Source organism: Tautonia plasticadhaerens (assembly GCF_007752535.1).
Lineage (GTDB): Bacteria > Planctomycetota > Planctomycetia > Isosphaerales > Isosphaeraceae > Tautonia > Tautonia plasticadhaerens.
Genome location: NZ_CP036426.1, coordinates 2,517,010 through 2,529,564 on the forward strand (window position 1 = coordinate 2,517,010; position 12,555 = coordinate 2,529,564).

Annotated in this window: 6 protein-coding genes; all 6 read right to left on the minus strand. The window is 70.2% G+C overall.

What is annotated here, in order from left to right:
* Positions 1-186: 186 nt before the first annotated feature.
* Positions 187-2,223 (minus strand): hypothetical protein, encoded by a 2,037-nt coding sequence (locus tag ElP_RS37800; protein ID WP_197446853.1) that lies wholly within the window; start codon positions 2,221-2,223, stop codon positions 187-189.
* Positions 2,224-2,361: 138 nt separating this feature from the next.
* Positions 2,362-4,197: an ICP22 family protein gene (locus ElP_RS09795; RefSeq protein WP_145268798.1), complete on the minus strand. Its 1,836-nt coding sequence runs from the start codon at positions 4,195-4,197 to the stop codon at positions 2,362-2,364.
* A 144-nt stretch (positions 4,198-4,341) separates the two neighbouring features.
* Entirely contained in the window at positions 4,342-6,843 is a 2,502-nt protein-coding gene (pilM, locus tag ElP_RS09800) for a type IV pilus assembly protein PilM (RefSeq protein ID WP_145268800.1), read from the minus strand.
* Positions 6,844-7,280: 437 nt separating this feature from the next.
* Positions 7,281-10,481, minus strand: coding sequence for an amidohydrolase family protein (locus ElP_RS09805; RefSeq protein ID WP_145268802.1), 3,201 nt, complete (start codon positions 10,479-10,481; stop codon positions 7,281-7,283).
* Between the two features lie 259 nt (positions 10,482-10,740).
* Positions 10,741-10,956 (minus strand): hypothetical protein, encoded by a 216-nt coding sequence (locus tag ElP_RS09810; RefSeq protein WP_145268804.1) that lies wholly within the window; start codon positions 10,954-10,956, stop codon positions 10,741-10,743.
* Between the two features lie 438 nt (positions 10,957-11,394).
* Positions 11,395-12,453 (minus strand): CPBP family intramembrane glutamic endopeptidase, encoded by a 1,059-nt coding sequence (locus ElP_RS09815; protein ID WP_145268806.1) that lies wholly within the window; start codon positions 12,451-12,453, stop codon positions 11,395-11,397.
* Positions 12,454-12,555: the final 102 nt, after the last annotated feature.

A 12,555-nucleotide genomic window follows, 5' to 3' on the forward strand; every position in this document is an offset into this window, starting at 1 on the left:
CGACGGATCGGGACGTCCCGGGCACGCCGAAGTCGGCGGTGTTCCGCCTGTAGGGATCGTATCGATGGCCCGGAATCTTCAATGTCTTCCGGAAAAAGGGCCCCGGCGCAGCGAAACGGCCCCCGGCACCTGGGGAGGTGCCGGGGGCCGAACGCCATACCCGGTCGGGGATTGCGGCCGGATCGATCAGGAACCGCCCCTCATGCCGCCGCCGTACATCATCCCCATGTCGTTGCCCCGAGACTTCTTGTTCAGCTCGTTGGAGATCGACAGGGTGTACGACTCCCTCATGAACTGCAACTGCTCGTCGGTGGCGTCGACGGCCTGGTTGTGCAAGGCCAGGGTCCCGTCGGGGCGGAGCACGGCGACCACCGCCGGCAGCTCGAAGCTGCCCGAGAGGGGCCGGCCGCCCACCGAGAGGTTCTGGACGGGGACCTGGCTGCCCATCGTGTCGACGACCAGCTCCCGGCTCTGGAAGTTGATCACCTCGGACTTCGGCTCGTCCTCCCCCTCCACGGCGACCAGCCGCTGCGCCGGCTTGCCGATGAACTCGCCCGGCGCCGCCGGGAAGTTGCTGACGGCCAGCGAGCCGGACTGGGGGTTCCAGGCGACGACGTCGAAGTTGACCGTCTCGGGCCGGTAGGCGCCGCCCTGGGCGGGGTTCATGGCGTAGAGCGACACGTCGGCCGGCACCTTGACCGGGTCGGTCGGGTCGCACCAGGGGCCGGCGAACTCCCGGGCCTGGCTGTCGACGCCGTGGGACACGTCCTCCCGGTTGTAGTTCGGGTTGCCCACCACGACCCGGACCCGATACCGATACGTCGTGTCGGGCCGGACGGTGTAATCCAGGCCCCGGACCATGATGATCTCCTCGTCGCTCATGTGCTCGGGGCCCGAGCCGGCGGGGCGGCCCATCATCCCGCCCATCCCCATCATGCCCGAGCCCATCATGCCCGAGCCGCCCATCTCCAGGCCCATCATCCCCGAGCCCATCATGCCGCTCGAGCCCATCATGCCCGAGCCGCCCATCTCCAGGCCCATCATCCCCGAACCCATCATCCCCGAACCCATCATGCCGGACATGGCGGTCGCGTTCGGTTCCTCCTCGTCCTCCTCGGCGAGCAGTTCGCGGATCTTGTCGGGGGGGATGAGCTGGGCGTGATGGACCCCCGCATAGTAGCCGGAGGACAGGAACGGCAGGAAGGCGACGATCGGCGGGAGGCGGACCGGGTCCGGGGTCAGCTCGTAGGACGGATCCTCCTCGAAGGCGACGTCGGCCGTCAGCTCCTCGAGCCTCGAGGGATCGACCAGCTCCCAATCGGACCAGTCCCCGGAGACGGGGTCGAAGGCCTGACGCTCCATCTCGATCCGCTTGTAATCGGGGTGTGCCTCGGGGCTGTCCTCGGAAATCTTCAGGGCCTTGGCGTACCGCTCGCGGAACTGCTGGTTGTTGATCAGGCCGACGATGGCCACCCAGCGCTCTCCCCGGACCTCGATCTTGTAGTCGACCAGCTCCGCCGCGGCGGTCTCCTCTTCCTCCTCGGGGGGCAGTTGCAGCCCTCCGGCGATGGCGGCCTTGGTCTTGGAGCTGGCGACCTGCTCCTGGCGCTTGTTGAGCTGTTCTTGGAGGACGCTCGTCTTGGTCGTGCCGCCCATGCCCATCATGCCCGAGCCCATGCCGGACATCCCGCCCCGGCCTTCGCCGCCCATGCCGCTCATCATGCCGTACATGCCGGAGCGGATCTTCTCCTGCTGGTCGGGGTCGGGGGGCAGCAGGTTGCCCTGTTCGTCCCGGGCGGCGAAGGGGATTCCGCCGCGGCCGGCGGTGGCGACCACGGCGTAGGGGGCCAGCAGCTGCTCCTGGACGCTGTCGCGGATCAGGCCGGCGCCGGGCTCGGCCTTCACGAACGACCGGGTGAGCGAGAACTGCCGGACGTCGACCTTGGTCTTCTCCCGGGAGGCGACCTGCGGCCCGAAGCCCTGGAGGACCATGCCGTCCTGCTCGACCCGCTCGAGGATCGCCTTCTCGTCCTGCGGGCGGTTGATATTCTGCTGGGCCTGGTTGGCGACCTCGGTCAGCTGCTCCGGCGTGGTCTCGATCGTCTCCTTGCTCAGGGCGAGGAACACGAAGACCAGGCAGAGCAGGGCGGTCAGCGCCACGGCCACCTTGTCGGCGTACCGCAGCGTGACCTTCTGGAGCTTCTCCACCGTCGGGTTGGCCATGGGACGACTCCTCTCGGATTCCGGTCGGGCTGGACTCTTCGAGTCGATTCGGGCGTGCGAAGGACGATTGATCGGTTCGACGGGGCGGGCCGGGACGGGAGTGGTGGGCCGGCCCGCCCCGGGGTCGGGGGATCGCCGTCAGCGAGCCGGGCCGGGATCGGGCTCGGACGCGGGGGCCTGGGATCCGTCCGGAACCTCGCCGGCCTCGGCCTCGGGAGTCTCCCCGGTCGCTCCCGAGGCCTCCTCGGGCGCGGGCGCGGCCTCGGCCCCGTCCGGGACGAGGCCGGCATCAGCGGGTTGGTCTTCGACCGGCATCTCGGGCTCCCCGGCATCGACGGGCTCCCCGGCATCGACGGGGGCCCCGGCATCGACGGCGGGGGCGTCGGTCGGCGGCTCCTGCCCGGCCTCGTCGGCGAGCGGCTGGTCGCCGAGGCTCGGCTCGGCGGTCGGCTCCTCGGGGTCCGGCGGATAGTAGAAGCGGGCCTGCACGTAGACCTGCAACTCGACGACGTTGTAGTAGGGGTCGTAGATGGAGACCTTCTCGGGCTCCAGTTCCTCCTTGCCGGTCTCCTCCTGGTCCTTGGAGAGGTCGCGGCGCACCTTGGAGCGGGGCTGGTTGCGGGTCATGCCGGGACCTCCCATGCCGCCCATCATGCCGGGCATCATGCCGTACTCGCCCATGCCTCCCCGGCCGCCCATCATGCCCGAGCCCATCATGCCCGAGCCCATCATGCCGGGCATCATGCCCATCCCGCCGTACTCGCCCATGCCCATCCCCATGCCCATCATGCCGAGGACGCCGCCGCCGGACCCCATGCCGAAGCCCCCCATGCCGGCGTAGCCGGCAAAGCCTTGGCCCTTGACGGGGGGCTGGACCCGGGTCTTCGGGCGGGTCCAGTTGGCCTCCAGGACCCTCATGGACATGGGGGAATTCTCGAACTCGACCAGGAAGTTCTGGATCGAGTTCTGGTCGATCAGTACGGAGACGACCGCCGGATAGTCGCGGAACAGTTCGACGCCCTCTTCCTGGAGGAACCGGACCGGCCCGCCCCCCTTGCTCATGCCCATGCCCCCGGAGCCCATCATGCCGGGCATCATGCCCATGCCCATTGCGCCGTACTCGCCCATACCGGCGGTCATACCCATGTCGCCCCGGCCTCCCATCGCCCCACCCATGCCACCGGCTCCGGCGGCCGGGGCCTCCGGCTCGAGGGACTGCCCCCCCTTAGTGACCTCGGGCGGGTCCTTCAGCTCGAAGCCCTCGGCGGCGGTGCGGTGGTCGACGGCCACGGGGTTGCCGACCTCCAGCGTCAGCAGGTTCTTGATCGGCGCCGACTCCCAGTCGGAGGCCCCGGCCTTCTTGTTCACCTGGGCCACGACCTCCAGGATCGAGCGACGGACCCAGAGGTTCTCCTGGTACTGCCAGATCTTGGTGATCGTCGGCAGGTTGTTGATGTCGAAGGTGACCGTCTGGAGCAGGGCCTCCATCGGCGGGGTGACGACGATCCCCTCGCCGGTGACCGGATCCCACGGGTCGACCGTCTCGAAGACCTCCTTGGCGTAGTCCTCGTAGTCCTGGGAATACTCGTAGGCGATGCTCAGCAGCTCGTTGGGGGGCACGTCCTCGGGGATGTCCCGGCCCCAGGCCGAGAGCTGGGGGGCGACCCGATCGGGCCAGTCCAGCAGCCCGGCCTGCCGGGCGTAGAGCGAGCCGTGGGCCTCCTCCACGTCCTCCTCGATCAACTCGATCTTGGCCTGGGTGTACTCGGCATACTGGCCGTTGGGGACGGTGCCCGAGGCGTACGACTGCGCCCCCTCCTTCGCCCCCTTGATCTCGGCGGTCTTGGTCTCGGTCTCCGACTTGACCGAGCCGAACGTCACGAAGTAGCCGATGATCGGCAGCAACGCGGCGATGCCCAGCGCGATCCAGAATCGGTTCTGGACCAGCAGGCGGAGGATTTCCTTGGCGTCCATGGTGGTCGGTTCCGGTAGCCTGGGGAATTGGGGACGGGTCTGACCGGCAGGTCGAGGAGGTCGCGTCGAATCAATCGCGGCGAGGCCCGGAGGGATCGGGGATGGGGCCGCCCGGAGGGGGCCCGGGGCCCCCTCCGGCGGCGATCAGGGGGCCCCGGGGGCCGTCGCGGCCCCGTCGGCGGCCGGGGCGGCACCGTCGGCGGCCGGAGCGGTCCCGTCGGTCGGGGGGGCCGCGCCCTCGGTCCCGGCCGGGCCCTGGAGCTGCTGCTGGATCATCTGCTCCGACTCGGCCGCAGACTCCTTCTGGAAATCCTCGATGTTGACCTGGACCTGGTTCTTGTACTTGGCCTGGGCGTCCTGGAGCTTCTTGACCAGCTCGGCCGGCTCCGGAGCCGGCTTCTCCTCGGTCGGCGGCTGCCAGACGACATAGATCACGAAGTCGGTCCGGGTCAGGTACTCGATGTCCTCTTCCTTGGTCTTACCCATGCCGCCCATCATGCCGGGCATCATGCCGTACTCGCCCATGCCTCCCCGGCCGCCCATCATGCCCGGCCCCATCATGCCCGAGCCCATCATGCCGCCTGAACCCATCATGCCGGGCATCATGCCCATTTCACCGTATTCACCCATTCCCCCCATCATACTGCTCATCTGGCCGGCCATCATGCCCATGTCTCCCATGCCCGGCCCCATCATCCCGCCGGCCCCCGCGGCGGGCGCGGCGATGGAGTGCTTGAGGGTGGGGGCGCCGAGGTTCATGCTGTTGGAGGCGAGGGCCTTGTCGGTGGTCCATTGGGGGTCGGTCAGGAACCATCGCAGGCTGGCGTGGGAGAAGCCGAGTCGGCGGAAGGGGATCTCCCAGAAGCGGGGGAGCACCCGCTCGGTGAGGAAGAAGAACGGGCCCGACCCCCGGTCCCGGAGCGGGGGGTTGTAGTGGTGGCCGATCAGCTCGATCACCCAGCCGGGGCCCTCGGGGGGGGTCTCCTGGTCGTAGGGGTGCATCGTGTTCTTGGTGCGCTCGGGCAGTTCGATGGTGCTGGTGAACCACTCGCCCAGGTCGGCCTTGTAGACGGGCCGGATGGCGTCGATGTGCACCCGGTGCAGTTCCAGTTGACGGCGACCCTCGGGAGATTCGAAGTCGACCTCGGCGAACCGCCGGGCGTCGTCCAGGGGGTCATAGACGGCGTTGCTGAGCACCTGGAAGAGGGACTTGAAGTCGGCCCCGCCGGGGTTGGTCTCGACCAGGGTCTCGCCCTTCTCCTTCAGCGCGTTGAACTGGCCCTTGTCGGCCTCGTACTTCTTCTTGAAGTTGTCGCCGGTCGACGCGACTTGCTTGGCCTGGGCGACGGCCGACTCGAAGTCGGGGTTCTTCACCTTGGCCAGGGCCCGGTAGTCACCCAGGAACAGGGCCGAGAAGCCCAGCAGCAGCAGGGCCGCGGCCAGCAGGGTGAGCGGCTTCTTGGCCCGGACCATCCGGGCCTTCTCGATCTCCTCCGGCAGCAGGTTGGTCTTCAGGCCGCCGAGGGCCAGCCCCTGCACGCCGAGCCCGTAGGCCACGGCGAACGACGGCATGTTCTCCTGGAACTGCGGGGCGGCCAGCACCTCCTCGCCGACCATCCGGTCGAAGTGCTCCAGCTTCTCCACGTCCATGTTCAGGTTCTGCTGCAGGAACTTCTGCAAGCCCGGCAGCTTGAACCCGTTGCCCAGGCCGATGACCTTCACGACCTTGGCCTGGCGGTTGACGCTCCCGTAGAAGCCGATCGAGCGCTGGACCTCGCTGGAGAAGTCGTTGAAGACGCCCCGCATCGCCGTGAAGACGGCCCGGGGGTCGGGGGCCTTGGTGGCATTCCGCTTCAGGTGCTCGGCCTTGGCGAAGGTGAGCTTCAGCTCCTTCGTCAACGCCCGGGTGAAGTGGTTGCCGCCGATCGGCACGTTCCGCTGCCAGATCCGCTCGCCGTCGGTGATGATGAGATCCGTGTGGTCGGCGCCGATGTCCAGCACGACCATCGACCCGCCCGGCTCGATCGCCGGGCTGGCGGCGGGCTTCGGCCCGACGGCGTCGCCCTCGAGCTCCCCCTCGATCGCCCCGGCCTCCCCCTGGGGGCGGAGCCGGTCGTAGGCGATGAAGTTGAACAGGGCGATCGGGCTCATCTGGACGATGTCGACCTCGATCCCCGCCACGGTGAACGGCAGCATCGAGCGCTGGATCTGCTCGCGCTTCATGGCGAACAGGCCGACCTCGGTCTGGGAGAACTCCTCGTCCCCCTCGGTGGCGATCTCCTGCCAGTCCCAGATCACCTCCTCCAGGGCGAAGGGGATCTGCTGGCGGGCCTCGAACTTGACGATGTCGGGGATCCGCTTCTTGTCCACCGGCGGCAGCTTGATGAACTTCACCAGGCCGGTCTGGCCCGGCACGCCGATGGCGACCCGATTCCCCTTGACCTCGTTGCGTTCGAGGAACGTGGTCATCGCCTCCCGGACCAGCTCCTCGGGGTCGGCGTCGGGCTGGCTGAGGATCTTGGGGTACTCGATATAGTCGAAGGCCTCGGCGATCACGTGATCGGGCGTCTCGCCCGGCACCAGCTTCAAGGCCTTCAGCGCGGCCTGGCCGATATCGAGGGCCCAGACGGGCTGATTCTTCGGCATGCGGTCAGTCTCCTGGGGCCGGCGAACGGAGCCGGCCGGAAGCCTTGATCTGGAAAGCGATTGCGTCGAATGAGCGGGCGAAGATGGGCGGAGGATCCGCGGCCCCCCGGATGAGGGGAGGGGCAGAAGGAGCCCCACGCTAGCAGAGCGATCGGCGCGTCGTCAATCGGGCGGGACCGAGCCCCTCCGTCGTCAACCCTTCGACGACCCGGCCCCGCAGAGAGTTCCCGGCCCGGACGGGATCGGGCCCCGACGGCACCGGCCCTCGACCGGCCTCGTCCGCCCCCGAATGTCCAAGCTTAACATACGAGGGATTGGCCCGAAGGGTTTGCCCCCAACGCGGTTGCGTTGGCATGTCGGGCGGACTCTGACGACTCTACGGGACGGGACGGGGGCGGTGACGAGGGGGAAGGGAGGCCCGCCTCGAGCGCCTCCGGTCATCCCGCCCCCGGCCCCTCGAAGGCGACCTCGCCGTCGACGATCGTCTCGGTGACCCGTGCCCGGCGGACCTCCTCGGCGGGCAGGGCGAACGGATCGCGGTCGATAACCGTCAGGTCGGCCCTCATCCCCGGGCGAAGCACGCCCAGCCGATCCTCGTCGAAGCCTGCATAGGCCGATCCGGCGGTGAAGGCCCGGAGGGCTTCGTGCAAAGAGAGCAGGTGCTCCGGGTGCCAGCCCCCCTCGGGCATCCCTCCGGCGTCCTTCCGCGAGAGCGACGCGTAGAGTCCCCAGAACGGGCTGACGATCTCGACCGGGAAGTCGCTGCCGAAGGCCAGGGGCACCCCGGCGTCCCGGAACCACCGCCAGGCATAGGCGCCGAGCACCCGGTCGGGGCCGAGGCGGGCGTCGGCCCATCGCATGTCGGTGCTGGCGTGCGACGGCTGCATCGAGGCGATGATCCCCGCCCGCGCGAACTTCGGCACGTCCTCGGGACGGATCACCTGCGCGTGCTCGACCCTCAGGCGGGGGTCCGTCTCGCCCGGGACCGCCTGCAGGGCGGCGGCGTAGGCCTCCAGCACCAGGGCATTCCCCTTGTCGCCGATGGCATGGGTGCAGACCTGCCAGCGGTTGCGGAGCGCCTCGATCGTCACCGCCCGGAGCCGGTCGGGGTCGATCAGGGAGAGCCCGGCATTCCCCGGGTCGTCGGCGTAGGGCTCGAACATCAAGGCGCCCCGGGAGCCCATCGCGCCGTCGATAAACAGCTTGATCGCCCGGTACCGGAAGCGGTCCCCCGAATCGCCCGACTTGGGGGGCTCCGAGACGAACTCGACTTCGCGGCCCTCGGGGGGGTTCGCCATCCCGTAGACCCGGAGCGTGAGCAGCCCCTCCCGGTCGAGATCCCGGAAGATCCGGGCGATCCCGGGGGGGACCCCGGCGTCATGCACGCCGGTCAGGCCGGCGGCGAGCGCCGCCTCCTGGGCCTTGAGCAGGCGACGGCGGATGTCCTCGGTGGAGAGGCCCGGCACGACCCGGCCGATCAGGCCCATCGCGCCGTCGATGAAGACGCCGGTCGGGTTCCCCTCGTCGTCCCGGATGATCTGGCCGTCGTCGGGGGCCTCGGAGTCGGCGGTGACCCCGGCGCGTCGCATCGCCTCGGAGTTCGCCCAGCCGGCGTGGCCGTCGACCCGGCGGAGCCAGACGGGCCGATCGGGGGCGGCCTCGTCGAGCGGCCCGGTCGTCGGGAACTCGCCGCCGGGCCAGAGGCTCTGGTCCCAGTTCCGGCCGGTGACCCAGCCCCCCTCGGGGGCCTGCTCGGCCCGCCCCCGGATCATCCGGGTCACCTCGTCGAGCGAGGCCACGTCCCTCAGGTCGACCTCCTCCAACGACGAGCCGAGCATCAGCAGGTGGGCATGGGCATCGATCAGGCCGGGCAGGGCGAAGCCGTCGGGGCGATCGACCACCCTGGTGTTCTGGCCCCGATAGGGCGCGACCTCGTCGATCGAGCCGACCGCGACGATCTCACCGGCCCGGGAGGCGACCGCCTCGGCCCAGGGATTGGCGGGGTCCCCGGTCCAGATCCGGGAGGCCGAGACGATCAGGTCGGCCGGGCCGTCGTCTTGGAGCCGGAGGGCCCGGCCGGGCAGGGTCTCCATGAAACGTCCCCCGGAGATGGCCGGCGTGCCGGCGATCAGCAAGTGGACGACCCCGGGTGCGAGGACCGTCGGGTCGTCGAAGGTGGCGGCGTCCCGGAACGTCTCCGGGTCGAAGACGACGAGGTCCGCCACCGCCCCCTCGCGGATGACCCCGCGATCCGGCAGGCCGAGGATCTCCGCCGGCAGGCCGCTGGACGCCCGGATCGCGGCCTCCAGGGTGATCACGCCGTCATCCAGGGCGTAGCGGATCTTCCGGGGGAAGGTGCCGTAGGACCTCGGGTGCGGCCGATCGTCGCCCCCGGCCTCGTGGGCCGAGCCGTCGGAGGCGGTGGCGACGAACTCGCGTCGCATGACGTGGCGGACGTCCTCCTCGTTCATGATGAAACTGATGGCCGAGGCCCCGCCGTTTCGCTGGATCTCGACGACGACCTCCTCGGGGGGCATCCCCTCGGCCGAGGCGATCGCCGCGAGGTTCTTGCCGACCCAGTCCGGCCGATCGGGGTAGCGGGCGATCCGGATGGCCTCGCCGCCGTTGCGTCGCTCCAGGCCGGCCCGGATCTCCTGCCGGAGTTCCTCGCCCCGTTCCGGGTCGTCGGCGATCCGGGCGAAGGCGTCGTCGCCATCCCGGAGGGCCCAATCGGGCACGACCATCGCGCCGAGCGAGGTGCTCGACGCGACGTACGGGTACTGGTCGGCCGAGACGCGCTGCCCGGCCTCCCTCGCCTCGGCGATCCGGTCGCAGGCGGGGACGACCGTCCCCCAGGCGTCCTTGCCGCTGGCCTTCAGGTGGGAGATGTGCACCGGGGCGCCGGATTCCCGGCCGATCCGGATCGCCTCGTCGATGGAATTGAGCAGCGACGTCCCCTCCCCCCGGATGTGGCTGGCGTAGAGGCCGCCGCGATCGGCCACCACCCGGGAGAGGGCGATGAGTTCCTCGGTGTCGCCGTACCGGCTCGGGATGTAGATGAGTCCGGTCGACATCCCCCAGGCCCCGCCTCCCATCCCCTCGGCGACGATCGCCTCCATGCGGTCGAGTTCCTCGGGGGTTGCCCGGCGGTCGTCGTTGCCGATCACCTCGCGACGGACGGAGCCGTGGGGGATCAGGTGGATGACATTCGTCCCGGCCCCGCCGTCGTCGACCTCGTCCAGGTAGGCGACCACGTCGATCGGCCCGCCGCCGCAATTGCCGGTGACGATCGTCGTGACGCCCTGGGCCTGGTAGTTGCGGTTCGCCCGGGTCGGGTCCTCCAGGATCGTCCGATCGGAGTGCGTATGCAGGTCGATGAACCCGGGCGAGATGATCAGGCCCGTGACGTCGAGCACCTCAGCCCCCTCGACCGGCCGGAACGCGCCGACGGCGACGATCCGGCCGTCTCGGACCGCCACGTCTGCGTCGAAGGCCGGGGAACCCGTCCCGTCGACCACCGTCCCGCCCTGCAGGACGAGGTCGGCGTCGACCTCCACCCCTGAGGCCGCCGGGGGACCCCCGACGATCGCCAGGACGAGCCCCCACCAGAGCCGCCGACTCGCTCCGATCCGCGTCATGATCGATCGCCCCCCGTCCCGGTCGACCCGCGCCGACCTCCCGGCGCCGATCGCCCGATTATGGGGGGGCGCCGACGGGCTCGCCAGCATCGAGTCGCCGGGGGCCCGGGGCCGGGAACGCGGACGGCCGCCCCCCGGAAGCGTACCGGGGGGCGGCCGTGGGATGATTCGCGGGCGAGTCGCCCGGGGAGCGAGTCGGTCCGGTCGCCGGAATCCGTACCCGGCGGCCGATGAAAGAACCTGGTGCCCAGCCCCGGGATCAGCTGCGGTCGGCCGAGGCGGCGGTCCGGGAGTCGACGGATCGGCGGCCGGTGCGGCCGGAGTTGGCATACGAAGCCGTCAGGGCGCCCAGCAGCAGCGAGCGGCGACCGCTCCGGGCGGAGACCCCGCCGCGACGGATCCGGGCCATGGCACCGGCCCACTCGTACCCGTTGTGCGTCGGTGCGGTCTTCTTCTTGGAATTCACCACGCTCATCGTAACCATTCGCTCCAGGTTCAGGGGGTCGAAGACCTTCGGGCGGTCTCGACCGCTCCTCCCAATCCGTGGCACCGAGTACGCCCCGCGTCCCGAACTCCCGGCTCGCTCTCCGTAGCGGCCAGTCGATCGGTCGCGGTGTTCCACCACCGCGGGGGCCGGATGTGTGCTGGATATTCGTCGATCGGCGACCCGCACCGCGCACGACAAGGGGGGGGTGTGCGGGGCACCATACTCTGATGAGGCTCGGAGGGATACCCCAAGGGTATCGACCCGCCCGCCGCCGGACTTCACCGATCCACGCGACCCGAGGCTCTCGAGAACCCGGCGTGACGAACCTGGTGAAGTGGCTCGATGGGAGAGGGACGCCGATTCCTCAGTCGGAGTATCGACATCCTAATGCGAGCCGCATGGGTGAGCAAGCGAATTCCTCGGCCTTCACCCCGATTCAACATTTCGATGCGACCGCCCCGTCGACCCTGCGGCTCCTGCCGGCCCTGAGGGCCCAGGATCCGACGATGCGGGCAGCACCGGGGGCACGGGCACGGGGCCGTCGACCTCGGGCTCGGGGGCCCGGGCGGGGACCGCCAGCAAGACGACGATCATCGCCATCGTGCTCAATCCGTTGAACGTCGCGTGCATCGCGATCGGCGCGACCAGCCCCCCCGTGCGCCGGTAGACCACCCCCAGCCCGACCGCCAGCACGAACAGCGGGATCGGCGCCGGCCACTGCCCATAGTGCACCCCGGCGAAGAAGGCCGCGGGCAGGATCAGGGCAACGAGCCCCCCCCCGCGGGGCCCCCGGGCCGGCCCCGAATCGGCGGCCGATGTCGATGGATCGCCGGCTCCCCCCGATCGGCCGAGCCGCGCCTCCAGCCATCCCTGGAGGAACCCCCGGAACATCAGCTCCTCGGCCGCCGGCGCCAGCACCACCGCCGACGCCAGGGCCAGGACGATCACCCCCAGCGACCTCACCTCGAAGAGCATCTCCTGCATCGGGTGGGCCGTCGGCGACCAGATCAAAATCGCCGCGAATTGCACCAGGTACACCAGCGGCACCAGGCAGAGCGCCCCGACGACCCCGGTGATCGCGTCCCCCAGGGTCGTCCCCCGGCGGAATCCCAGGTCCGCCGGCGTCGCCTTGCCGATCGTCAGCAGGATCGCCGGCAGCACGAACAGCAGGACCAGGTTGACGATCGAGACGGCCGCCATCGCGTCGACCAGCGGCAGCTCCCCTTCCCCGTCCCGTCGGCCGTCGAGCACCTGGGAAGCCGCCAGAGTGACCGCCTGCCAGGCCACGAGGCAGAGGAACACCTCCCGCCCCCCCCAGGGCGCCGGCCGGACCCGCCGGGCCGGCAACAGCGGCTTGCCCGACCAGAGCCGCTCGACCACCACCGCCCAGGCCGAGGAGATCGCCAGCAGGATGGCCAGGGCCAGTCCCACCAGCAGGATCATCGATCGCATCGGCAGGTCGAGGTCCGTGTCAATCGGCGGCATCGGCGGTCGCGCTCCGCGGTCGGGTCGTCGGCCCCGGCCCGCCGGCCCGGGGAGGGTCGGGGTCGGGGTCGGATGGCTCTCCCATCCTAGGTCGAGTCCTCC